Genomic DNA, 23,521 nt, shown 5'->3' on the forward strand with positions numbered 1-23,521 from the left:
TATGGCCTGGTATCAGGCACGACGTACGATCTTAGAACACGTTGATCGGGTAGTCGGCGAACAGACGGATTTCGTTACCACCAACGTTGTATTCACTGGCGTTGTTGGAAACCCGCAACCAGGACGCCCGAGCGCGCAGGCTCAGGTCCTTGGCTGGACCAGCTTGTACGACGTATTTGAACTGGTTGAAGATTTCACGCTCGGAGCCATCGCCACGGTTGGTACCGTCGTCAATGTTGGTACCGCGCACGTAAGCGACGTTGTAGGTCAGGCCTGGTACGCCGAAGGCACTAAAGTCCAGACCATAGCCAACCTGCCAGGAGCGTTCGTCTTTACCGTTGAAGTCAGACCAGTAGGAGTTGGCCAACAGGATGGTGTTGCCGCCGTCGCCAATGCCGCCAGCGTTGCGGTAGCCGCCGTACAGGTAGCCGGTGTCACCGGTGCTGCGCTGGTGAGCAACGGTGAAGCTATGCGCGCCAACGGCCCACGTAGCGCCCAGGCTCCAGATCTTGTTGTCACGGGCGTCTTCGTTTTTCTGGTTTTCCAGAGCGAAGCTCTTGTCCAGCTTGGTTTTGTAGCCGTTGAAGTCAAAAGTCAGCGACTGCTCTTGTGGCAGGGCCAACACATAGTTGACGTTGATGTATTGCTTCTTCAGTACATCTTGCATGTCGGAAGCGTACAGCGCGGCCGACAGGCTTTCGGTGAATTTGTAGCTACCACCGATGTAGTCGATGCTCTTCAGGCGACCGCTGTCGGTGCCTTCCATGCTCTTGCGAGCTTCCTTGGTAAAGTGACCAGCATCAAGTTGCAGGCCAGCGATCTCTTTGGAAACGATCGAAGTACCGGTGTAGGTTTCCGACAACAGACGGGAGTTGTCGTACTGCAGTACAGGTACGGCAGGGAACTGATCACCGTACTTGAGCACGGTGTTGGACACTCGAAACTTCACGGCAGCGCCGCCTTTGGCCAGGTCATGTGGTGCCGGGCCAGGGTTTGGCTTGCCATTGGCATCAACAGTGCCGTTGCCTTGCTTGAAGAAGTCGATACCACCAGCGCCAGCGCGACCTTGGCCACCATCCAAACGGATGGCGTACTGACCGATCACGTCCACACCTACACCAACGGTGCCTTGGGTGAAGCCAGACTCGAGTTTACCGATGAAGCCCTGACCCCATTCAGCTTTGTCTTGCTTGCCATTTTTGTAATCGCGGCTGATATACGCATTACGCGCCGCGATGTTCAAGTGGCTATCTTCCACGAAGCCTTTGGATTGCTCCTGGTCGTTTGCCATTGCCTGAGTAGCGCTCAAAATCCCCAGAGCAATCAGACCCATCCGTTTATTCAACATTTTCTTATTCCTTATTACTGGTTGAGTACGCGCTGTGACACCTGACTCCATTTGGCTTTTTTTGTATCGACTTTCCCTGGATAAAAAAAGGCCCGCGGACGAACGAATGTGCCGCGGGCCTTTTTATAGGGAAGTCATGGCGGTTAGCCACAGGCGTTGGGCGAATCCTATCCGTGCCCTGAACCGCATGTCAATTTCGTGAATCGTCTGTATTTAGGCAAAAAAAGTCTAAGCGATATTATTTAGCCATTATTTACGCAAACTATACGCTCGCCCAATTCATCCCGTGAATAAGCCGCTGGTGGGTAACGCATTTTCCAGTGTGGCGTAAAATTCCACAAAAAACACATTTTGAAACATTTATCCGCCCCAAGAGTACAAGAATGAATCACGCGCGCAAATAGCAAGCATTATCATTAGCGCGTTATTTTTCTCCCTCTTACGGATGCCCTCCCTTAATGCCTGCCCTTCGCCTGACGCCCATGACCCTTGGGCTTTCTGCATTGCTGTGCGCCGGATTTGCCAGTGCCGCGACGACCCTGCCCGCCACCTCCATCAGCGCCGAAGCCGACGAGGACGACCCGCGCATCAAAGACACCCACACCGCCACGCGCACCGCCACACCGGTGCGCTATGTGCCCCAGGCGATCGATTCGGTAAAGACCGAGAGCCTGCGCGCCTACGGCACCAACGACCTGGGCCAGGCCTTGAGCGGCATCCCCAACGTCAGCAGCGGCGCCGATACACGCTTTGACAGTTTGCGTATCCGCGGCTTTGAAGCCAGCAGCGACTTCTATCTCGACGGCATCCGTGACGACAGCCAATACGTGCGCGACTTGCACAACATCGAGCGCATCGACGTACTCAAGGGCCCCGCCGCCGTGTTGTACGGCCGTGGTGGCCAGGGCGGGATCGTCAACCGTGTCAGCAAACTGCCCCAGGCCGGGCGCGTTTCCAGTATCGAAGCCCAGGGCGGTACGAACGGGCTGCGCAGCCTGTACACCGACTTGAGCGCTGACCCCAGCGAGAACATCAGCCTGCGCCTGAACATGGGTAACGAAGACACTGACAGTTTTCGCGACAATGTCAGCGGCAACCGTAAACTGTTCGCGCCGTCGATCAGCTGGCAACTGACCCCGCAGTTGAACTGGCTGGTGCAATACGAATACAGCCGCTATGACCGTACCCCGGACCGTGGCATTCCTGGCGTGCTCGGGCGCCCGGCCGATGTGAGCCGCGATACCACCTACGGCGACCCTCGCGACTACATCGACGACACCACCCAATCGCTGCGCTCCAAGCTCGCCTATGAACTTAACGACAGCTGGCAACTGCGCCATACCCTGGGCGTGTTCAAGCTCGACAGTGACTTCGACAATACCTACCAGACCAGCTACGACCCGGTGACCAACAAGGTCGGGCGCCAGCGCTGGCAGCAAGACCTGACGACCCGCAATGTCTTCAATAACGTCGAGCTCGAAGGTGGCTTCAGCACCTTTGGCCTGGAACACCGCCTGCTGACCGGCGTGGAGCTGGGCAGCCAGCGCCGTGACCCAAAGCTGTACAGCGCGGTAACGGCAACAGTGCCCGGCCTCGATCTGAACCACCCCAACCGGCACCTGAGCCATACCGGGCCGATGAGGATCTCCAGCAACAACCACACCGAAGTCGAAAGCCAGGGCCTGTATGTGCAGGACCAACTGCGCCTGAACGATCAGTGGCAAGTACTCGCCGGTTTGCGCTACGACCGTTTTGAAGTGGACACCACCAATAAGATCATCAATACCCGGCAAAACGTCGACAGCCACAACACCAGCCCACGGCTCGGCGTGGTGTGGACGCCGGTGGAGAACCATTCGTTCTACGCGTCCTGGAGCAAGACGTTCTCCCCCACCGGTGGCGGCCTGATCGGCATCACCCCGAATGCCCCCGGCAATGCCAACGACCTGAGCCCCGAGCTGACCAAGCAAAAGGAAATTGGGGTCAAGAGCGACTGGCTCGACGACCGCCTGAGCACCACCCTTGCCGTGTATGAACTGGAGCTGTACAACCGCCGCACCCGTGACCCGGAAAAACCGCTGATCACCCTGCTCAGCGGTCTCCAGCGTTCCCGGGGTATCGAGTTGACGGCCACCGGCAAAGTCATCGGCAACTGGTATGTGCGTGGCGGCGTCGGCGTGCAGGATGCCAAGGTGGTAAAAGACAACAATGGCTTTGAAGGCAAACGCATCAGCGACGTGGCCAAGCGCAACGCCAGCCTGTTCGTCACCTGGAAACCGGAAATGGGCTGGTATGCCGAAACCGGCTTGACCCTGGTGGGCGACCGTTATGCCGATAATGCCAATACCGTGGTGTTGCCGGGCTATGGCCGCTGGGACGCCCTGGCCGGCTTCCGGCACAAGGAATGGGATGTAAAGGCGGCGCTGAACAACATCAGCGACAAGACGTACTACGCCTCGGCAACCAGTGCCAACCAGATCCAGTTTGGTGACCCGCGTAGCCTGGTGGTAACGGGGACGTACAACTTCTAACCCACATGCGGTTCATGTGGGAGCGGGCTTGCCCGCGATGGCGGTGTGTCAGTTGATGCATATATGACTGATACACCACAATCGCGAGCAAGCCCGCTCCCACATTTGGATATCAGTGCCCATCAGTCCTGGATCAACTCGCATAGCGCCTGCACTTCATCCTCGCTGAACAACCCCGCCGGGTAACGCTCCCTTATCACACGTCGCGGGTCAGTCTGCCGGATCCGTCGCGAGCCGTTTGCCTTCAACCAGAGTGCCAGCGTGTGAATCGCGTCACCGCGCACGACCAAAGGATGGCGCGTGCATTTATAGACCAGGTTGATATCGGCATTCATTTCAGCGCTCTCTCCTACTGCTTGAGCGGCTAACTTACTCAAGGTTTATGACAGAACTGCGCAGTCACAAACCCCGCTCACGGTCCCAACGTCGATACAAGAGCTGTGCCAATGCCCCCGGTTTACAGGCTTGCAGACACAAAAAAGCCCACGACCCCGACGGGCCATGGGCTTGCTGCTCTTACCCGGAGCAGTTGCCGGCGATCAGTCGCTGTGCAACGAAATCGCCTGTTACAAGTGCACTCAGTTTTTGTGCGGCGCGGGCTGTTGTTGGGTCAGGCAGTGGATATTGCCGCCACCCAGTAACAGTTCACGGCCCGGCACCATCACCACTTCATGCTGCGGGAACAGGCCCTGGAGGATTTCCTGGGCGCGACTGTCCAGCGGGTCATCAAAACTCGGCGCGATAATGCCGCCGTTGACGATCAGAAAGTTGACGTAGGAGGCGGCCAAGCGCACGGTCGGATTACGCTCCTGGGAACCGTCCACCGGGTCGACACCGGCACATTCTTGCTCAGTGGCGTACAACGGCCCCGGGATCGGCATTTTATGCACGGTAAACGCGCGGCCCTTGGCGTCCGTGCTGTTTTGCAACACGTCCATGGCTGCGTGGCAGCGTGCATAGTTAGGATCTTGCGGGTCGTCCGTCCAGGCCAGCAACACTTCGCCCGGGCGCACGTAGCAGCAGAAGTTATCCACATGGCCGTCGGTTTCGTCGTTGAACAGGCCGTCGGGCAACCAGATGATCTTATCCACAGCCAGGTTGGCGCTGAGTACCGCTTCGATTTGCCCACGATCCAGATGCGGGTTGCGATTGCGGTTGAGCAGGCATTCCTCGGTGGTGATCAGGGTGCCTTCACCATCGACGTGAATCGAACCGCCTTCAAGCACAAAACCCTCGGTGCGATAACGCGGGCTGCGCTCGATCTCGAGGATTTTGCCGCCCACCTGGGAGTCGCGGTTCCACGGTGCATACAAGCCACCGTCAAACCCGCCCCAGGCGTTGAAATCCCAGTTCACGCCACGCACTTCGCCCTGATTGTTGATGACGAAGGTCGGCCCGCTATCGCGCACCCACGCATCGTCGCTGGACATCTCCACCACCCGGATATTCGGCACATCCAGGCGCGCCCGGGCGTTTTCGTACTGGCCGGCGGAAACCGCGACCGTCACCGGCTCAAAACGCGCAATGGCCTTGGCCACCGCCACATGGGCCGCCTGCGCCGGCTTGCCGCCCAGGCGCCAGTTGTCCGGGCGCTCGGGCCAGATCATCCAGGTCTGGGTCTGGGGGGCCCACTCGGCGGGCATATAGAAGCCATCAGCGCGAGGCGTGCTGTGCAAAGTGGTCATGGCGATCAGGACTCCAGGGAACCGTCGAGGGTCTTGAGCGCGCCGTACAGGTTCGGCCGACGATCACGGAACGAGCCCCATGCGCTGCGGATGTGCTCCAGCTCATCGAGGTCGAAGCTGTGCACCAGGATGCCTTCTGCGGTTTCGTTAAGTTCTTCGACCTTCTCGCCGAACTGGTTGGCAATGAACGACGAGCCGTAGAAGGTAATGTCGTAGCCGTCCTGCTCTTCGTTGCCGATACGGTTGCTGGCGATCAGCGGCATCAGGTTGGCGCCGGCATGGCCTTGTTGCACGCGCTGCCAGTGATCACGGGACGAGATGGTCTTGTCGTGTGGCTCGCTGCCGATGGCGGTCGGGTAGAACAGGATCTCCGCGCCTTGCAGCGCCATGCTGCGGGCGCATTCCGGGAACCACTGGTCCCAGCAGATGCCCACGCCGATTTTCGCGTAGCGGGTGTTCCACACCTTGAAGCCGGTATCGCCCGGGTTGAAGTAGTACTTTTCGTGGTAGCCAGGGCCATCCGGGATGTGGCTTTTACGATAAATCCCGAGGTTGGAGCCGTCGGCATCGATAATCGCGATGCTGTTGAAACGCGCACGGCCGGCCAGTTCAAAGAAGCTGATCGGCAGCACCACTTGCAGTTCCTTGGCGATTTTCTGGAAGTGCTTGATGGCCACGTTATCGTCAACCGAGGTGGCCAGTTGCAGATAGTCCGGGTTCGGCTTCTGGCAGAAATACGGGCTTTCAAACAACTCCTGGATCAGGATGATCTGCGCGCCTTTGGCGGCGGCCTCACGGACCAGCTTTTCAGCGGTCTCGATATTGGCTTCGAGGTCCCAGGAACAAGCCATCTGGGTAGCGGCGACGGTAACGATACGGCTCATGAATCATCTCCTGGGCGGTGGCCAGCGGCCAGGATAAACCGGGGCCGATGACAGAAAGGGGAATGCTGGAGGACTTTATAGCGGATAAAAATCGGCTTTTAAAGCATGCAAGCATCCAACCGTCTAAAAAATGCAAAATTATCCCGATAACAATCGAGTTCAAATATCGAAGGGGTTACAGCCCTTCATCCAACACCTTCGACAGCATGTCGACAAAGAAATCCACGCTGCGTTTAGACGTGACCATCGGCGGCTTGATCTTGAGAATGTTCAGATAGTCCCCGGTCGGCTGCATGAAAATCCCCAACTCCCGCAGGCGCTCACACAACCTCGCGGTCTCTTGTGTGGCCGGCTCCAGGGTCTGCCGATCCCGCACCAGCTCCAACCCCAGGTAGAAGCCCGAGCCATGCACCGCCCCCACCAGCGGATGGCGCTCGATCAACGCTTGCAGCCGCGCCTTGAAATGCCCGCCGACCACCTGGGCGTTTTCCCAGAGTTTTTCTTCCTCCATCACGTCCAGCACCGCCATGCCAATCCGGCAACTGACCGGGCTGCCGCCCGAGGATGAGAAGAAATACCCTTCGGCCTCCAGCGCTTCGGCGATTTCCCGGCGGGTAATCACTGCGCCCAGGGGCTGGCCGTTACCCATGCCCTTGGCCATGGTGATGATGTCCGGCACCACTCCCTGCTCTTCAAAGCCCCAGAAGAAATGGCCCATGCGTCCGTAGCCAACCTGCACTTCATCGGCGATACACACCCCGCCCTGGGCGCGCACCAGGGCATACACCTGCTGCAAATAGCCCGGCGGCAGGGAGATACCGCCGGCATTGCCATACACCGGCTCACAGATAAAACCCGCCAACTGGCGCTGGCTGGCGGCGATTTTCGCCAGGTTGTGCTCGACGCTGCGCACGTAGTCCGGCGCACTGTCCGGGCCACGGAATTCACCGCGATAGGTATTGGGCGCGGTCACGGGGTGCACCCAGTCCGGCCGGCTGCTCAAGGCCTGGGGGTTGTCGGCGATCGAGGTGGACACCGCATCGGCCGCCACCGACCAGCCGTGATAGGCCTCCAGCACACTGAGCATGTCGCGCCCGCCACTGTAGGCCCAGGCCAGGCGGATCGCCAGGTCGTTGGCCTCGGTGCCACTGTTGACCAGGAACACGCGGTCCATGGAACCTGGCGCCAGGGCCAGCAGACGCTCGGAAAACTCGGCAATCGCAGCGTAATGAAAACGCGAGTTGGTGTTGAGCAGCGACCACTGCCGCGCCGCCACCTGGGCCATGCGCGGATGGCCGTGGCCCAGCACCGCGACATTGTTGAGCATGTCCAGGTAGGAACGGCCCTGCATATCGATCAGATGGTTGCGCCAGCCACGCTCGATGCGCGGCGGGTCAACGTAATAGTATTTCTGCGAGCGGGCGAAGCTGGCATCGCGCCGGGCCAGCAAGGTGTCTGGATCCAGCTCCGGCTCGGCATCACAGGCAAGGCCCAGCAGCGTCGCCGGTGACGGGCACAACGCCTGCCAGGCCGCCGCGCGGGACGGTGTGCAGAACAGCGGCGGCTCAAGATCGGCCCGGCACAACTGCACCGTCAATAGGCCACCAGCCTCACCCAGGACCTGGCCCTTAAGCACCATTGCGCCGGGCGGTAACGCGGTTTCCAGCCCCCACAGCCGTACATTCAGTTGCGCACTGTGCACACATAATCCGCCATCGGCAGTGCTGCGCAGGGTACCGGCGAACGGCGCTTGTACAACCGTGCCCCGGGGCGCCTGCAATTCGACGTGCAGCGCCAAGGTATCGGGCTCGGCCGCGCAGTCGGGGCGCGTGCGGGACAAGCGATATTGACCATAACGACTGGCCGCCAGGCCATGCACCGCGGCCGCTTGCTGCAAGAGCTGTTGGTCGATGCCGGGGGCTTCCCAGTTGCCGGCCTCGAAATGCGGGCTGAGTACGCCCAGATCGATCAGCGCAAACTCGCGCCCCACCAACCCCGGCAGCAGCGGGGCAAAGCCTTCGCTGGCCAGCGGCGCCAGGCTGGCACCGACGCACGCCAGGATCGCCGCCTCCATCAACTCAAACGGCACCGAGAGGGCAACCTGGAAAATTTCCCACTCATGCTTGGCATTCTTCAACAGGTAGGTGTTATCCGGGTCCAGGCGCTGCTGCTGCTCACTGCTCAGCACCAATACTGCCGCACGGGCCACGATCAGCGGCCACAGCGCCTGCAACTCCTGTGGCTGCAAAGGGGTCAGGGCGTGACAGGCCTGGATCGCCGGCAGGATCGCAAACGGGTCGCCCTCGACGTGGTGCAATAACGCCGCACAGGTCACCGACAAGTCCGCAACCCGCCAGGTGTGCACCAGATCACCGAAATCGATCACCCCCTGCACCTGCCAGTGCTGCTCGGCGTCGCGCTGCCACACCACGTTGTCGTCGGTGATATCCAGATGCACGGCCTGCCAGGGCAACTGATCGACCAAAGGCCGCAGGCGTTGCTCGACCTGTACCGCGACCCGCTCCAGGGCCGCACGCTGCGCCAGGGTGTCGAGTGTCGACAGTAAATGGCCGATCAGGTCCAAGGCATGGCGCGGGTCCCATTGCAGGGTGCGCTCCAGGCCCCCATGCGCAAAACCGGCCAAGGCCTGGCTCATCTGCCCGCACAGGTGGCCAAAACCAGCGATCACGTCACGGTCCAGGTGCGGCAGGTGGGTCAGCGGCTGGCCGTCGATATAGTCCAGCAACCGCAGGTGCACGGCCTGCCCGGCCACCGTCACGCTCAGCAGTTGCTCGCCGTTGAGGGTGCTGATGACCCTGGGCACCCGGACCGCAGCGTGGGCCTGCAAGTGCCCAAGGGCCGCGTGCTGGGCCTGCAGCTCAACGGCGGCGTACTCGCCACGGCAGATTTTCAGGACGAAGCGGCCACGGTCGCTGTCGACCCGGTAATTGAGGTCTTGCTGACTGCCCAAGGACTGTAGCGTGCCACTGAGGCCGTAATGCTGCTCAAGCAACTGCAAGGCGTGCTCCGGGCCGACCTGCGGGCACGGCAGACTGGCGCGGTGGATCAATGTATCGAGCAACATGTGACGGCCCCTGGTTTTTTTGTCCGGTGCTTATATCGCCATTGTTAATAGGTCCGATGCAACCCCAACCCATTGTGATTGTCTTCTTTGAGCGCGCAAGCCGGGCCAATCTGACCACCGCCCCTTGCACCGCCCACCGCAAGCCCGCAAGCTATGCCCCATTCGCTCAATGTCCGTCTAAGGAAAAGGCCTCTCGACATGCGTATTCTTGTTACCGGTGGCGCCGGTTTTATCGGCTCCGCACTGATCCGCCATTTGATTCAAAACACTGAACATGAAGTGCTCAACCTCGACAAACTGACCTACGCCGGCAATCTTGAGTCGCTGACCAGCATCGCGACCAACACCCGCTATGAGTTCGTCCAGGCCGATATCATCGACCAGGCCACGGTCAGCACAGTGCTGGCGCGCTTCCAGCCCCAGGCCATCATGCACCTGGCGGCCGAGTCCCATGTCGACCGCTCCATCGACGGTCCGTCGGACTTTATCCAGACCAACATCGTCGGCACCTACAGCCTGCTTGAAGCCACTCGCGCCTATTGGCAACAGTTGGCAGAACCGGCCAAGAGCGCCTTCCGCTTCCATCACATTTCCACCGACGAAGTGTATGGCGACCTGCATGGTGTGGATGACCTCTTCACCGAAACCACGCCTTACGCGCCAAGCTCGCCTTACTCTGCGAGCAAGGCCGCGTCCGACCACCTGGTCCGCGCCTGGCAGCGTACCTATGGTTTGCCGGTGCTGCTGACCAACTGCTCGAACAACTACGGGCCGTTCCACTTTCCCGAGAAGTTGATCCCGCTGGTGATCCTCAACGCCTTGGCGGGCAAGGCCCTGCCGGTGTACGGCGATGGCCTGCAAGTGCGCGACTGGTTGTTTGTCGAAGACCACGCCCGGGCGCTGCTCAAAGTGGTCACCGAAGGTGTGGTAGGCGAAACCTACAACATCGGCGGGCACAACGAGCAGAAGAACATCGACGTAGTGCGTGGCATCTGCGCACTGCTCGAAGAGCTGGCGCCACAGCGGCCGGCCGGGGTTGCCCAGTTCACCGACCTGATCACCTTCGTCAAGGATCGCCCAGGCCACGACCAGCGCTACGCCATCGACGCCAGCAAGATCGAGCGCGAGCTGGGTTGGGTCCCGGAAGAAACCTTCGAGACCGGCCTGCGCAAGACCGTGCAGTGGTATCTCGATAACCTGGAATGGTGCCGCCGGGTCCAGGACGGCAGTTATCAGGGCGAACGCCTCGGCAACACCGAAGTGAAGGACCTGATTGCATGATGAAGGGAATCGTACTGGCCGGCGGCTCCGGGACGCGCCTGCACCCCATTACTCTGGGGGTTTCCAAGCAGTTGCTGCCGGTGTACGACAAACCGATGATCTACTACCCGATTTCCGTGCTGATGCTCGCCGGAATCAAGGAGATCCTCGTGATCTCCACGCCGGTAGACTTGCCGCAATATCGCAACCTGCTGGGCGACGGCAGCCAGTTCGGCGTGCAGATCAGCTATGCCGAGCAACCCTCGCCCGATGGCTTGGCGCAGGCCTTCCTGATCGGCGAAGCGTTCATCGGCAATGACCCCGTATGCCTGATCCTGGGCGACAACATCTTCCACGGCCAGCATTTCAGCGAGCAACTGCGCGCCGCCGCCAAGCGTCCATCCGGCGCCACGGTGTTCGGCTACTGGGTCAAAGACCCGGAGCGCTTCGGCGTGATTGATTTCGACGGTGAAGGCCGCGCCCTTTCCATCGAAGAGAAACCCGCCAAACCAAAGTCCAGCTACGCCGTGACCGGCCTGTACTTCTATGACAACGATGTGGTCAAGATTGCCAAGGCCGTGCAGCCATCGCCACGCGGCGAGCTGGAGATCACCGACGTCAACAATGCCTACCTCAAGCGTGGCGACCTGCATGTCGAGCGCTTCGGCCGTGGCTTCGCCTGGCTCGATACCGGCACCCATGACAGCCTCCTGGAAGCCTCGATCTATGTTCAGACCATCGAGCACCGCCAGGGCTTGAAAGTGGCTTGCCTCGAAGAAATCGCCTACGAAAACGGCTGGATCGACCGCGACCATCTGCTGGAGCGGGCCAAATACTTCGGCAAGACTGGCTATGGCCAATACCTGTTCTCCCTCGCAGGGGAAACCCAATGAATGTGAGCGGTACACCGTTGAAAATCCTCATCACCGGCCAACACGGCCAGGTTTCCCGCGAGCTGCAACAGCGGCTCCAGGGCCTGGGTGAACTGGTCGTGCTCGGTCGCGACCAGCTCGACCTGGCCAACCCCGGGCAGATCCGCCAACAGGTACGCAGCCATCGCCCGGGGCTGATCATCAATGCGGCGGCGCATACCGCTGTCGACCAGGCCGAGAACGAGCCCGATGTGGCCTTCGCGATCAATGCCACGGCGCCCGGTATCCTGGCCGAGGAAGCCAAGACCCTGGGCATCCCGTTGATCCACTACTCCACCGACTACGTGTTCGACGGCAGCAAGCCTGCGCCCTACACCGAAGACGATGAGCCCAACCCGTTGGGGGTCTACGGCCAGAGCAAACTGGCGGGCGAACAGGCCATTGCGGCGGTGGGTGGTCAGTACCTGATCCTGCGGACCAGTTGGGTGTATTCGGGCCACGGCAAGAATTTCCTGCTGACCATGCAGCGCCTGCTCCAGGAAAAACCGCAGATGCGCATCGTCGCCGACCAGATCGGCGCACCGACCTGGGCCGGGACCATCGCCAACAGCACCCGTGCCCTGATCGAGCGCTGGCAGGCTGGGCAGGCCGGGGACTGGGGCGTGTACCACCTGACGGCCCAGGGCGAGACTTCGTGGTTCGGCTTTGCCCAGGCCATTGGCGAGCAACTGCTGGCCGAAGGCAAGGCCTGCGCCACACTGGAAGGGATTCCCGCCAGCGACTACCCGACGCCCGCCCAGCGCCCGTTGAACTCGCGCCTGGATTGCAGCCGCCTGCAACAACAATGGCAAGTCGGCCAACCGCAGTGGCGTGAAGCATTGCGCGAGTGTCTTGCACAGCAGCACTAGGCATAATGCGCCTGTACCCACAGGCGCAGACTTACATGACTCCACCCCTTCCGCGAAGACCCCGCTGGCGCAGCCTGGCCTTGCTGGCGTTGTGCCTGGCACCGCTGCTGTGGCCGCTGGAGCATCTGGCCGAGCGCTACTATCGCAGCGAACTGGCCGGGCAGAACCGCCAGACCCTCGACCTGTACGTCGCCAACCTGCTGGGCACCCTGCACCGCTACGAAGTGCTGCCGCAGATCCTTGGCGACCTGCCGGCCCTGCGCACGGCCCTGGCAGCGCCTCACGTCAGCACCAACCTGGTCGCCGCCAACCAGTTGCTCAAGCAGGTGGCGGCCCAGGCAGGCGTGGAAGTGATGTACCTGATGGACACCCGCGGCAAGACCCTGGCCGCCTCGAACTGGGACAAACAGGACAGTTTCGTCGGCCGCAATTTTTCCTTTCGGCCTTATTTCAGTGAAGCGATGGCCGGGCGCCTGGGGCGCTTCTTCGGCCTGGGCACCACCTCGGCCAAGCGCGGGTACTTCTTCGCCGCTGCGGTGCGCGAAGATGAGCATGTGATTGGCGTGCTGGTGGTCAAGGTCGACCTGGACCACACCGAAAGCTTGTGGGGCCAGACCCCCGAGCAACTGCTGGTCACCGACCACAACGGCGTGGTGATCCTGACCTCACGCCCCCAATGGCGTTTTCGCGCGACCCGGCCCCTGACCGAGGCCGAGCGCCAGGCGATTATCGCGATCCAGCCCTACCCGACCCGCGATCCGCAGCCCCTGAACTTCAACCCCAACGCCTGGCTGCGCCAATCCACCGAAATCGCTGAAACCGGCTGGAATGTAGAAATCCTTGCCCCGCGCACTCTGATCGACCGCCCCGTGCGTACGGTGGTCGCGGTCGGCGGTGCCACCTTGCTGGTGCTGATGCTGCTGCTCGGCCTGATGATGCAGCGCCGTCGCCACTACCTGGAACGCATCGCCTTTGAAGCCAAGGCCCGGCGCGAGCTGGAAATGCGCGTGGCCGAACGGACCAGCGACCTCGAAGGCCTCAACCGCCGCCTGCGCCAGGAAGTGCTGGAGCGCGAAAATGCCCAGCAAGAACTGGTGCGCGCCCAGGACGACCTGGTGCAGGCCGGCAAGCTGTCGGCGCTGGGCACCATGTCGGCCAGCATCAGCCATGAGCTCAACCAGCCCCTGGCGGCCATTCGCAGTTACGCAGAAAACGCCGGGATTCTCCTCGACCACCAGCGCACCGACGACGCCCGCGGCAACCTCAAGCTGATCAGCGAACTGACCGGGCGCATGGCCTCGATCATCGCCCACTTGCGCGCCTTTGCCCGTCGCGACCGGCATGCCCCGGAAAGCGTGGCCCTGCAACCGGCCCTGGACGACGCGCTGGCATTGCTGGCCAAGCGCCGGCGGGCCATGGAAGTGGAACTGATCCGCGACTTGCCAGAAGCCTCCCTGTGGGTGGAGGCCGGCGAAACCCGCCTGCGCCAGGTACTGGGCAACCTGTTGGCCAATGCCCTGGACGCCCTGACCGAAAAAGGCCCGCCGCGCAAATTGTGGCTGAGTGCCGAATCCACCGAGCAGGGCGTCAACCTGTACATTCGCGACAATGGGCCGGGGTTCTGCATGGAAGCCCTGGGTCGCGCCGGCGAGCCTTTCTACACCACCAAGACCCGCACCCAGGGCCTGGGGTTGGGCCTGGCCATCTGTGACACCCTGATGCGCGCCTTTGGCGGTGAACTGTTGTTTGCCAACCACAAGGAAGGCGGCGCACTGATAACCTTGAAACTGCGCGCCGGAGCACCCGGCGTCAGTCTGCAACCGTCCGAGGACCGCAGTGTATGAGTATCGATAACCAGATTCAGGTGGTGTTGATCGACGATGATCCACACCTGCGTCAGGCACTGTGCCAGACCCTGGACCTGGCCGGGCTGAAAGTCCTGCCCCTTGGCGAGGCCACCGGCCTCACGGCGCGCCTGTCGCGGGACTGGCCGGGAGTGGTGGTCAGCGACATCCGCATGCCCGGCATGGACGGCCTGGAGCTGCTCACCGAACTCCACGGCCAGGACCCGGAGCTGCCGGTGCTGCTGATCACCGGCCACGGCGATGTGCCCCTGGCCGTGCAGGCGATGCGCGCCGGCGCCTATGACTTCCTCGAAAAACCCTTCGCCAGCGACGCCCTGCTCGACAGCGTACGCCGCGCCCTGGACCTGCGCCGACTGGTGCTGGACAACCGCAGCCTGCGCCTGGCCCTGAGTGATCGCCAGCAACTGAGCACACGCCTGGTGGGCCAGTCGGCACCGATGCTGCGCCTGCGCGAGCAGATTGGCGCGCTGGCGGCAACCCGCGCCGACGTGCTGATCCTCGGCGAAACCGGCGCCGGCAAGGAAGTGGTGGCGCGTGCCCTGCACGACCTGTCGAACCGCCGCACCGGGCCGTTTGTCGCCATCAACGCGGGCGCCCTGGCCGAGTCCGTGGTCGAAAGCGAGCTGTTCGGCCATGAGCCGGGAGCGTTTACCGGTGCGCAGAAGCGGCGGATTGGCAAGTTTGAATTTGCCAACGGCGGCACGTTGTTCCTCGATGAAATCGAGAGCATGAGCCTGGATGTGCAGGTCAAGTTGCTGCGCCTGTTGCAGGAGCGGGTGGTCGAGCGCCTAGGCGGTAATCAGCAGATCCCCCTGGATATCCGCATCATCGCCGCAACCAAGGAAGACCTGCGCCAGTCCGCCGACCAGGGGCGCTTTCGGGCTGACTTGTACTACCGCCTGAACGTCGCGCCGCTGCGCATTCCGCCCCTGCGCGAGCGTGGCGAAGATGCCTTGATGCTGTTCCAGCACTTCGCCGACGAGGCCAGCAGCCGCCACGGCCTGCCGCTGCATGAACTGCAGCCCGGCCAACGGGCAATGCTGTTGCGCCATAATTGGCCAGGCAACGTACGGGAGCTGCAAAACGTCGCCGAACGCTTCGCCCTCGGCCTGGAGCTGGCCCTGGACAGCACACCCGACGGCCCAGCGCCCGGCGTACCGATGTCCACCGGGGGCTTGAGCGAGCAAGTCGAACACTTTGAAAAAGCCTTGATCGCCGCCGAACTCGGCCGCCCCCACAGCTCGGTGCGCAGCCTGGCCGAGGCCCTGGGGGTGCCGCGTAAAACCCTGCATGACAAGCTGCGCAAACATGGGCTGAATTTTGCCGACAGCGGCAACGCCCACACCGATGACGAATGACCTTTCACGCCCGCCAAGAGACCGCCATGAGCCGCGATAGCCGTTACCTGGAATCCATTCTGCACCATGACATCCCCCTGACCCGGGAGATGGGCCTCAAGGTGCTCGACTGGCAGGACCGGCAACTGCGCCTGCACTTACCGTTGCAAGCCAATATCAACCACAAGAGCACCATGTTCGGCGGCAGCCTGTATTGCGGCGCGGTCTTGGCCGGCTGGGGCTGGCTGCACCTACAGCTGCGCGAGGAAGGGATTGAAGACGGGCATATCGTGATTCAGGAAGGGCAGATCAGCTATCCGCTGCCTGTCACCCAGGACGCCACGGCGATTTGCCAGGCGCCGGAAGACAAGGTGTGGAAGCGATTCTTGGCGACCTACCAGCGCCATGGCCGGGCACGGCTAGCCCTGCAGACGTGGATTGTGAATGAGGGCAGTGAAGAGCAGGCGGTAGCGTTTACCGGGCAGTACGTGTTGCACCGCTAGGCAACCAATGTGGGTTGCGGGCTTGTGTGGGAGCGGGCTTGCCCGCGATGGCGGTGGGTCAGTCAACTATATCTAACCTGACACCGCGCCATCGCAGGCAAGCCAGCTCCCACATTTGATCTGCATTGCCTTCAAGAACGGGCCAGAGTCAGCAAGCGCTCGCGCCAGGCGGCCTTGGCCGGCAAGGCCAGGAAGAACGGGTTCAGCAGCGACTCACGCGCCGGGTAGCTGAACGGCTGGCCATTCAACTCCAGCACTTCGCCGCCAGCACCCTCCAGCACGCCCTGGGCGGCGGCGGTGTCCCACTGCGACGTCGGTGCCAGGCGCGGATAGCAATCGGCGCTGCCTTCGGCCAACAGGCAGAACTTCAAGGAACTGCCGATATTGGCCAGCTTCAACGCCCCCAGCCCTTGGCTCAAGCCGTCGAGCAAGCGTTCCTGTTCGGGGCTGGTATGGCGGCGGCTGGCAACCACGGTGAACGCCTCGCCCACCGCCGGCTTCTGGCGCACCTGGATCGGTCGGGGCGTGGCATTCACGTCGGAACGCCACGCCCCAAGGCCGGCGCCGCCGAAGTAGCAGCGGCCACTGGTGGGCATCGACACCACGCCAAACACCACCCGCCCCTGTTCGATCAAGGCGATGTTGACGGTAAATTCTTCACTGCCGCTGATAAACTCCTTGGTGCCGTCCAGCGGGTCCACCAGCCACCAGCGTTGCCAACCGGCACGCACGCTCTGGTCGATATCGGCATCTTCTTCCGACAGCACCGGGATGCTTGGGTCCAGCGCAGTAAGGCCGGCGAGAATCAGGTGGTGGGCGGCCAGGTCGGCGGCGGTGACCGGCGAATCATCCGCCTTGGCCGTCACGGCCACATCGGCGCGCCAGTACGGCAGGATGACCTCGCCGGCCTGGCGGGCCAGTTCAATCACCGGGGCAATATAGGCATGGCCGAGGAACAATTCGCTCATGGCAGGTAGGCTCCGCGCTGGGTCAGCAGGTCCCGCACCAGGTACAGCGCGGCGAGGGCACGGCCTTCACTGAACTGCGGGTTCTGCGCCAGTTGCGCCAGCTCGCGCAGGTTGACCCGGTCCACGCGCATCGGCTCGGGCTCGTCGCCTTCCAGGCGTTCTTCGTACAGTTCGGTGGCCAGCACCACCTGGATTTTCTGGCTCATATAGCCGGGGGACAAGGACAGTTCGGTCAGGTGCTCCAACTGCCGTGCGCCATAGCCCGCCTCTTCCTTGAGTTCACGGTCTGCCGCCGCCAGCACGTCTTCACCCGGCTCGATCAGGCCCTTGGGCAACGACAGTTCATACTCATCCGTGCCACCGCAGTATTCTTCCACCAGCAACGCGTGGTCAGCGTCGATCATCGCCACAATCATCACCGCGCCATACCCTGCACCCCGGCCCACCAGGCGCTCGTAGGTCCGCTCAACGCCATTGGAAAAGCGCAATTGCACTTCCTCCACGCGGAACAAACGGCTACTGGCGACAATTTCGCGGGCGAGGACGGTGGGTTTCTGGCGCATAAAGGGCTCCTTGGCGTGATCGGGTTACTATACCGTGGCTTTTCCGATTGTCTGTGTCGGATATATTTACTTACCTGCTTGAGAACCCATCATGCCGCCACTGCCCTGGTCCGCTATCGATACCGTCCTGCTGGACATGGACGGCACCTTGCTCGACCTGCATTTCGACAACCACTTCTGGATGGAACACCTGCCGCGGCGCTATGCCGAACTGCACGGGGTGAGCCAGGCCATGGCCGAGATGGAGTTGCAGCCGCTGTTCGAGCGTAATGCCGGCCAGTTGCAATGGTATTGCCTGGATTTCTGGAGCGCCGAACTGAAGATCCCGGTGCGCGAACTCAAGCTGGAAACCGCCCACCTGATCGCCCTGCGCCCGGACGCCGATACCTTCCTGGCAGCCATCAAACAGGCCGGCAAGCGCGTGATCCTGATCACCAACGCCCACCGCGACTCGCTGTCGCTGAAGCTGGAGCGCATCGAGTTGGCGCCGTATTTCGAGCGGCTGATCAGCTCCCACGACTATGGTTTTGCCAAGGAAAACCCGCAGTTCTGGGATGCGTTGCAGGCGGATATCGATTTTGACCCGGCGCGCAGCCTGTTTATCGACGATACGCTGCCGATTCTGCGCAGTGCACGGGATTTTGGCGTGGGGCATTTGCTGGCGGTCAAACAGCCGGACAGCCGCAAGGGGCCGAAGGATACGGCGGAGTTCGATGCGGTCGGGGATTACCGGGAATTGATCAGCGGGCTCTAAAACTATATGCAACACACCTGTGGGAGTGGGCTTGCCCGCGATAGCGGTGGGTCAGAGCTAGATTTGCTGACTGACGCACCGCTATCGCGAGCAAGCCCGCTCCCACATTTAGGCCGGGGTATTACTCTGGAATACGTAGAGTCTGCCCTGGGTAGATTTTGTTCACATCCTTGAGCATTGGTTTGTTGGCCTCAAAGATTTTGTTGTACTGATTGGCATCGCCATAGACCGCCAAAGAGATCGCGCTCAGGGTGTCACCCTTTTTCACCACGACAAAGCGGGCAGCTGCAACAGCAGGGCCCGACACAGTGATCTGGTCATCCACAGTCGCCACGCCGGCAATATTGCCCAGCGCCAACAGAATCTTCTCTTTCTCTTCCTGGCTGGCGACTTCACCGGTCACCGTCACCTTGTCGCCATCCACGGTGGTCTGTACATTCGGATTCCCCAGGCCGACCTTGGCAACGTGCTCCTTCAACTGCTCGCTCGCGTTTGCATTACCCGGCGTCAACAGATCAACGATTTTCTCGCCGGCTTCTTTGATAAAGCTAAAAAGACTCATAGTGCGCTCTCCTTGGGATTGGGTTTCCAGATGCCAAAGACTAGACCAGTCTTACAGGCCTTGGTTCCAGTCCGACCAATGACGCAAACGCGCTAGAATCCCTGCGCCATTGGAATAAGAGCCCTGGAGCGAAGGTGGACATCAAACAGCTGAAATTCCTCATCGCCCTCGACGAAACCCGTCACTTCGGCCAGGCGGCCGCGCGCTGCCACATTACCCAGCCGACCCTGTCGATGCGCCTGCGCAGCCTGGAAGAAGAGCTGGAGCTGCCGCTGGTCAATCGCGGCCAGCGTTTCGAGGGCTTTACCGCCCCCGGCGAGCGGGTGCTGGCCTGGGCGCGTACGGTACTGGCAGCCTATGACGGCCTGCAGGCCGAAGCGGCGGCCTGCCGGGGTAACCTGGTGGGGACGTTGCGCCTGGGCGTGGTGCCGCTGTCGAGCTTTGATCCGCTGGCCTTGATGCAACAACTGCACAAGCAACACCCCAGCCTGCGCTTTGAGCTATCGGCCCTGAGCTCCGAGCAAATCCTCGAACAACTGGCGAGCAATCGCCTGGACCTGGGCGTGTCCTACCTTGAGCGCCTGGACGCCGAGCGCTTTGACTCCCTGGCCCTGGACGAAACCCGCATGGGCCTGCTGTACGACCAACGATTCTTCAGCTTCGGCGAAAAACCCCTGAGCTGGGAGGCGCTGATCGAACTGCCCCTGGGCATGCTCACCAGTGGCATGCACTTTCGCCAGTCCATCGACCATAACTTCCACAGCCGGGGCCTGACGCCGCAACCCCTGCTGCAAACCGATGCCGTCCATCAGTTGCTGCAAGCGGTGCACGGCGGCCTGTGTTGTGCGGTGATGCCCCTGGACGGCGGCCTCGATGCCCTGACCGAACACCTGCGCCTGCAACCGATCGAAAACGCGCAAACCCTGGCCAAACTGGGGCTGATCATGCGCCGCAGCGCGCCGCGCTCGGCGTTGGCCGAGGCGTGTTTCGCGCTTTATCAGTAATCGCTGGTAAAGCCTTGATCGACGTCATCTATCGGTAGATCAGTACTGACGATTAGACGCGACCCTTTGTCGCGCCTAGTCTTCACTCTGAACACTTCGCCGGTGACTAGACTTGATGAACGCCCAGCGCCCAGCATGCGCGGCGCCCGCCCTGACAACGCCCGCGCCTGCCGCCAGCCAGAGTTATCAATACTGCAACCTCGACCATACGGAATTGGCCAGCACCGCGCTGGCCGAGGAAGTCGCGTTGGCGATTGCCTATAACGACATCAACCAGGCCGTCATGCTGGTAACGCCCACCGATCTTGAAGACTTTATTGTCGGTTTCAGCCTGGGCAGCGGCATCATCAGCGACATCAGCGACCTCTATGACCTGCAACTGAGCGGCGCAGGCGCGGCCCAGTACGCCCAGGTGCAAATCTCCAGCCGCGCCTTCTGGAACCTCAAGCAGCAGCGCCGGCAACTGGCCGGCACCAGCGGCTGCGGCCTGTGTGGCGTGCAAGCCCTGGAGCAGGCGCTGCCGGACCTTCAGGTGCTGCCTGGCGCACCGTTGCCGCCTGCTGCCTGGTTGGAGGGCCTGCGCCAGCGCATCAGCGCCTTTCAGCCTCTGGGCCAATACAGCGGCGCAGTGCATGCGGCGGTGTTCATGGATAACCAGGGCGAACTGCTGCTGGGCCGCGAAGATATCGGCCGGCATAACGCCCTGGACAAACTGATCGGTGCCCTGGTCCGCCAGCGTATCCCGACCGCCGGCGGCGTGGCCATTGTTACCAGCCGTTGCAGCCTGGAATTGATCCAGAAAATCCTGCGCGCGGGCATCCAGACCCTGGTCAGCCTGTCGTCACCCACCGGCCTGGCCCTGCAATGGGCGCGCCGGCACAACCTCAATCTCATCCACCTGCCGCAAAAAAGCGCGCCGCGGGTCTACAGCCCTGCGATGGAGTACCAGCCATGAGCAATCATCACCAAGCCGACCAAACCCCCACCCCGCGCTACAAGCCCTATAAAGGCCCGGCAGGCGGCTGGGGCGCGCTGATCAGCGTGGCGCAGGCGTGGCTGACCAGCGACAACGCGCTGAAAAACCTGCGCATGATGCTCAAGACCAACCAGAACGGCGGCTTCGACTGCCCGGGTTGCGCCTGGGGTGACTCGCCGGAAAGCGGCATGGTCAAGTTCTGCGAGAACGGCGCCAAGGCGGTCAACTGGGAAGCCACCAAGCGCCGGGTGGATGCGGCGTTCTTCGCCAAACACAGCGTCAGCGCGCTGCTGGAGCAAAGCGACTACTGGCTGGAATACCAGGGCCGCCTGACCGAGCCCATGAGCTATGACGCCCAGACCGACCGCTACAAGCCCATCAGCTGGGAATCGGCCTTCGACCTGATCGGCAAACACCTGCAAGCCCTGCCAAGCCCGGACATGGCCGAGTTCTATACCTCGGGCCGCGCCAGCAATGAGGCCGCGTACCTGTATCAACTGTTCGTGCGCGCCTACGGCACCAACAACTTCCCGGACTGCTCAAACATGTGCCACGAAGCCAGCGGCGTGGCCCTGGCGCAAAGCGTGGGGGTCGGCAAGGGCACCGTGACCTTTGATGACTTTGAACATGCCGACGCGATTTTCGTCCTGGGCCAGAACCCCGGCACCAACCACCCGCGTATGCTCGAACCACTGCGCGAAGCGGTGAAACGCGGGGCCCAGGTGGTGTGTATCAACCCGCTCAAAGAGCGTGGCCTGGAGCGTTTCCAACACCCGCAGCATCCGCTGGAAATGCTCACCAACGGCGACAAGCCGACCAACACCGCGTATTTCCGCCCGGCGCTGGGGGGCGACATGGCCATCCTGCGCGGCATGGCCAAGTTTCTGCTGCTGTGGGAGCGCGAGGCCCAGGCCGAAGGCAAGGAGGCCGTGTTCGACCACGAGTTCCTCAATGAACACACGATCAATGTGCTCGATTACCTGGCCAGGATCGACGACACCTCCTGGGATGAAATCGTCGAGCAGTCCGGCCTGAGCCTGGTGGAGATCGAGCAAGCGGCGCGCATGTACGCCAAAGGCAAGAACGTGATTATGTGCTGGGCGATGGGTATCACCCAGCATCGGCATTCGGTGCCGACCATCCAGGAAATCGCCAACCTGATGCTGCTGCGCGGCAACATCGGCCGCCCCGGTGCCGGCCTGTGCCCGGTGCGGGGCCACAGCAACGTGCAGGGCGACCGCACCATGGGCATCAACGAACGGCCGCCCGCGGCCTTCCTCGATGCCCTGGAGCGCCGCTTCCAGTTCAAGGTGCCCCGTGACAACGGGCATAACGTGGTCGAGGCGATCCACGCCATGCTCGAAGGCCGCGCCAAGGTGTTTATCGGCCTGGGGGGCAACTTTGCCCAAGCCACGCCCGACAGCCCTCGCACCTTCCAGGCCTTGAGCAATTGCGACCTGACGGTGCAGATCAGCACCAAGCTCAATCGCAGCCATCTGGCCCACGGCAAACAGGCCTTGATCCTGCCGTGCCTGGGCCGTACCGACATCGATATCCAGGCCGATGGCCCGCAAGCGGTGACGGTGGAAGATTCGTTCAGCATGGTGCACGGCTCCAACGGCCAGTTGCAGCCGCTGTCGACGCTGATGAAGTCGGAACCGGCGATTCTCGCCGGCATCGCCGCTGCCACTCTGGGCAGCAAGCCGGTGGACTGGAACTGGCTGGTGGCCGACTACCGTCGCATCCGCGACTTGATCGCCGACACCATTCCCGGTTTCAAGGATTTCAATGAGCGTGTGCAGCACCCAGGCGGTTTCTACCTGGGCAACAGCGCCGGCGCCCGCCGCTGGAATACCCCGTCAGGCCGCGCCAACTTCCGCGCCAACATCCTGCCCAAGGACCTGGTGCATGAACGCACCCGCGCCACTGGCCAGTTGCCCGACCTGATCATGCAATCCATGCGTTCCCACGATCAGTACAACACCACTATCTACGGCCTGGATGATCGTTATCGTGGGGTCAAGGGCCAGCGCGACGTGCTGTTCGTCAATGAAGCCGACATCATCCGCCTGGGCTTCAAGCCGGGGCAGAAGGCCGATATCGTATCGATCTGGGATGATGGCCGCGAACGGCGGGTCAAGGGTTTTACCTTGCTGGCGTTCGATATTCCGGCGGGGCAGGCGGCGGCGTACTACCCGGAGGTCAACCCGCTGGTGCCATTGGAAAGCACTGGGGAGGGTAGCCATACGCCGACTTCCAAGTTCGTGGCGATTCGCCTGGAAGCGGCCAGTGAGAATGGCTTGATCATGGCCCGAACGGCCTGATCGTTGCCTGATCGTTCCCACGCTCCGCGTGGGAATGCCGCCCCGGACGCTCTGCGTCTGCTTTTGATGACGCGGAGCGTCACTGGATGCGT

General features: G+C 61.9%; 19 protein-coding genes. 11 read left to right on the forward strand and 8 right to left on the reverse strand.

Annotation, left to right across the window (positions count from 1 at the left end; all coding sequences use genetic code 11):
• Positions 1-31 precede the first annotated feature (31 nt).
• Positions 32-1,348, reverse strand: coding sequence for an OprD family porin (locus AO268_RS16755; RefSeq protein ID WP_076961628.1), 1,317 nt, complete (start codon positions 1,346-1,348; stop codon positions 32-34).
• Between the two features lie 458 nt (positions 1,349-1,806).
• Here AO268_RS16755 and AO268_RS16760 point away from each other — a divergent pair, with 458 nt between their 5' ends.
• Complete coding sequence (locus tag AO268_RS16760; protein WP_099169311.1) at positions 1,807-3,879, forward strand: TonB-dependent receptor; 2,073 nt, start codon at positions 1,807-1,809, stop codon at positions 3,877-3,879.
• A gap of 122 nt (positions 3,880-4,001) precedes the next feature.
• On the opposite strand, the gene AO268_RS16765 is transcribed toward AO268_RS16760, so the two are convergent.
• The 4 genes from AO268_RS16765 to AO268_RS16780 all read right to left on the reverse strand — a co-directional run bounded on the left by AO268_RS16765 (position 4,002) and on the right by AO268_RS16780 (position 9,533).
• Positions 4,002-4,214 (reverse strand): hypothetical protein, encoded by a 213-nt coding sequence (locus AO268_RS16765; RefSeq protein ID WP_099169312.1) that lies wholly within the window; start codon positions 4,212-4,214, stop codon positions 4,002-4,004.
• Between the two features lie 243 nt (positions 4,215-4,457).
• Positions 4,458-5,564 (reverse strand): agmatine deiminase, encoded by a 1,107-nt coding sequence (aguA, locus tag AO268_RS16770; protein WP_099169313.1) that lies wholly within the window; start codon positions 5,562-5,564, stop codon positions 4,458-4,460.
• 5 nt (positions 5,565-5,569) lie between these two features.
• On the reverse strand, positions 5,570-6,448 hold the full coding sequence (gene aguB / locus AO268_RS16775) for an N-carbamoylputrescine amidase (protein ID WP_057437091.1): 879 nt from the start codon (positions 6,446-6,448) through the stop codon (positions 5,570-5,572).
• A gap of 175 nt (positions 6,449-6,623) precedes the next feature.
• Positions 6,624-9,533: an aminotransferase gene (locus AO268_RS16780; protein WP_099169314.1), complete on the reverse strand. Its 2,910-nt coding sequence runs from the start codon at positions 9,531-9,533 to the stop codon at positions 6,624-6,626.
• A 198-nt stretch (positions 9,534-9,731) separates the two neighbouring features.
• On the opposite strand from AO268_RS16780, the gene rfbB reads away from it, so the two are divergent.
• The 6 genes from rfbB to AO268_RS16810 are packed head-to-tail and all read left to right on the forward strand — an operon-like array spanning position 9,732 to position 16,278.
• Positions 9,732-10,814, forward strand: a complete 1,083-nt coding sequence (gene rfbB / locus AO268_RS16785) for a dTDP-glucose 4,6-dehydratase (RefSeq protein ID WP_099169315.1) — start codon at positions 9,732-9,734, stop codon at positions 10,812-10,814.
• A complete protein-coding gene (gene rfbA, locus AO268_RS16790) occupies positions 10,811-11,686 on the forward strand; it encodes a glucose-1-phosphate thymidylyltransferase RfbA (RefSeq protein WP_057437086.1) in 876 nt (291 codons plus the stop codon). Before rfbB ends, rfbA begins: the two co-directional genes overlap by 4 nt.
• Positions 11,683-12,573, forward strand: a complete 891-nt coding sequence (rfbD, locus tag AO268_RS16795) for a dTDP-4-dehydrorhamnose reductase (RefSeq protein ID WP_099169316.1) — start codon at positions 11,683-11,685, stop codon at positions 12,571-12,573. The genes rfbA and rfbD overlap by 4 nt, the downstream gene beginning before the upstream one ends.
• 35 nt (positions 12,574-12,608) lie before the next feature.
• A complete protein-coding gene (locus AO268_RS16800; protein WP_099169359.1) occupies positions 12,609-14,417 on the forward strand; it encodes a sensor histidine kinase in 1,809 nt (602 codons plus the stop codon).
• The gene (locus tag AO268_RS16805; protein WP_076965062.1) at positions 14,414-15,796 is read left to right on the forward strand and encodes a sigma-54-dependent transcriptional regulator; all 1,383 of its coding nucleotides are present in this window, start codon (positions 14,414-14,416) and stop codon (positions 15,794-15,796) included. The genes AO268_RS16800 and AO268_RS16805 overlap by 4 nt, the downstream gene beginning before the upstream one ends.
• A 26-nt stretch (positions 15,797-15,822) precedes the next feature.
• Entirely contained in the window at positions 15,823-16,278 is a 456-nt protein-coding gene (locus AO268_RS16810; RefSeq protein WP_076965061.1) for a thioesterase domain-containing protein, read from the forward strand.
• 131 nt (positions 16,279-16,409) lie between these two features.
• Here the strand turns inward: AO268_RS16810 and cysQ are convergent, their stop codons facing one another.
• Together cysQ and nudE are read right to left on the reverse strand one after the other, a co-directional pair.
• Positions 16,410-17,246 carry a 3'(2'),5'-bisphosphate nucleotidase CysQ gene (cysQ, locus tag AO268_RS16815; RefSeq protein ID WP_076965060.1) on the reverse strand — a complete coding sequence of 279 codons (837 nt, stop codon included), beginning with the start codon at positions 17,244-17,246 and terminating at the stop codon, positions 16,410-16,412.
• The gene (nudE, locus tag AO268_RS16820; RefSeq protein ID WP_076965059.1) at positions 17,243-17,809 is read right to left on the reverse strand and encodes an ADP compounds hydrolase NudE; all 567 of its coding nucleotides are present in this window, start codon (positions 17,807-17,809) and stop codon (positions 17,243-17,245) included. Before nudE ends, cysQ begins: the two co-directional genes overlap by 4 nt.
• 91 nt (positions 17,810-17,900) lie before the next feature.
• Between nudE and yrfG the strand changes: the two genes are divergently transcribed.
• The gene (gene yrfG / locus AO268_RS16825) at positions 17,901-18,563 is read left to right on the forward strand and encodes a GMP/IMP nucleotidase (protein WP_076965058.1); all 663 of its coding nucleotides are present in this window, start codon (positions 17,901-17,903) and stop codon (positions 18,561-18,563) included.
• A gap of 121 nt (positions 18,564-18,684) precedes the next feature.
• Here the strand turns inward: yrfG and lysM are convergent, their stop codons facing one another.
• On the reverse strand, positions 18,685-19,125 hold the full coding sequence (gene lysM, locus AO268_RS16830; protein WP_099169317.1) for a peptidoglycan-binding protein LysM: 441 nt from the start codon (positions 19,123-19,125) through the stop codon (positions 18,685-18,687).
• Positions 19,126-19,259: 134 nt separating this feature from the next.
• Here lysM and AO268_RS16835 point away from each other — a divergent pair, with 134 nt between their 5' ends.
• From AO268_RS16835 to AO268_RS16845, 3 genes are all read left to right on the forward strand, one after another.
• The gene (locus AO268_RS16835) at positions 19,260-20,129 is read left to right on the forward strand and encodes a LysR family transcriptional regulator (RefSeq protein WP_076965056.1); all 870 of its coding nucleotides are present in this window, start codon (positions 19,260-19,262) and stop codon (positions 20,127-20,129) included.
• Between the two features lie 115 nt (positions 20,130-20,244).
• Positions 20,245-21,084, forward strand: a complete 840-nt coding sequence (gene fdhD / locus AO268_RS16840) for a formate dehydrogenase accessory sulfurtransferase FdhD (protein ID WP_099169318.1) — start codon at positions 20,245-20,247, stop codon at positions 21,082-21,084.
• The gene (locus AO268_RS16845; RefSeq protein ID WP_076965054.1) at positions 21,081-23,429 is read left to right on the forward strand and encodes an FdhF/YdeP family oxidoreductase; all 2,349 of its coding nucleotides are present in this window, start codon (positions 21,081-21,083) and stop codon (positions 23,427-23,429) included. Before fdhD ends, AO268_RS16845 begins: the two co-directional genes overlap by 4 nt.
• Positions 23,430-23,521 lie beyond the last annotated feature (92 nt).

It is taken from the genome of Pseudomonas sp. ICMP 8385 (assembly GCF_002699915.1).
Lineage (GTDB): Bacteria > Pseudomonadota > Gammaproteobacteria > Pseudomonadales > Pseudomonadaceae > Aquipseudomonas > Aquipseudomonas gessardii.

Coding starts and splice junctions, on each gene's coding strand:
- nudE (WP_076965059.1), bottom strand. CDS start 17,809: ATGCGCCAGAAACCCACCGTCCTCGCCCGCGAAATTGTCGCCAGTAGC.
- lysM (WP_099169317.1), bottom strand. CDS start 19,125: ATGAGTCTTTTTAGCTTTATCAAAGAAGCCGGCGAGAAAATCGTTGAT.
- rfbD (WP_099169316.1), top strand. CDS start 11,683: ATGAATGTGAGCGGTACACCGTTGAAAATCCTCATCACCGGCCAACAC.
- AO268_RS16780 (WP_099169314.1), bottom strand. CDS start 9,533: ATGTTGCTCGATACATTGATCCACCGCGCCAGTCTGCCGTGCCCGCAG.
- cysQ (WP_076965060.1), bottom strand. CDS start 17,246: ATGAGCGAATTGTTCCTCGGCCATGCCTATATTGCCCCGGTGATTGAA.
- fdhD (WP_099169318.1), top strand. CDS start 20,245: ATGAACGCCCAGCGCCCAGCATGCGCGGCGCCCGCCCTGACAACGCCC.
- aguA (WP_099169313.1), bottom strand. CDS start 5,564: ATGACCACTTTGCACAGCACGCCTCGCGCTGATGGCTTCTATATGCCC.
- AO268_RS16845 (WP_076965054.1), top strand. CDS start 21,081: ATGAGCAATCATCACCAAGCCGACCAAACCCCCACCCCGCGCTACAAG.
- AO268_RS16805 (WP_076965062.1), top strand. CDS start 14,414: ATGAGTATCGATAACCAGATTCAGGTGGTGTTGATCGACGATGATCCA.
- AO268_RS16810 (WP_076965061.1), top strand. CDS start 15,823: ATGAGCCGCGATAGCCGTTACCTGGAATCCATTCTGCACCATGACATC.
- rfbA (WP_057437086.1), top strand. CDS start 10,811: ATGATGAAGGGAATCGTACTGGCCGGCGGCTCCGGGACGCGCCTGCAC.
- AO268_RS16760 (WP_099169311.1), top strand. CDS start 1,807: ATGCCTGCCCTTCGCCTGACGCCCATGACCCTTGGGCTTTCTGCATTG.
- yrfG (WP_076965058.1), top strand. CDS start 17,901: ATGCCGCCACTGCCCTGGTCCGCTATCGATACCGTCCTGCTGGACATG.
- AO268_RS16755 (WP_076961628.1), bottom strand. CDS start 1,348: ATGTTGAATAAACGGATGGGTCTGATTGCTCTGGGGATTTTGAGCGCT.
- AO268_RS16800 (WP_099169359.1), top strand. CDS start 12,609: ATGACTCCACCCCTTCCGCGAAGACCCCGCTGGCGCAGCCTGGCCTTG.
- aguB (WP_057437091.1), bottom strand. CDS start 6,448: ATGAGCCGTATCGTTACCGTCGCCGCTACCCAGATGGCTTGTTCCTGG.
- AO268_RS16765 (WP_099169312.1), bottom strand. CDS start 4,214: ATGAATGCCGATATCAACCTGGTCTATAAATGCACGCGCCATCCTTTG.
- rfbB (WP_099169315.1), top strand. CDS start 9,732: ATGCGTATTCTTGTTACCGGTGGCGCCGGTTTTATCGGCTCCGCACTG.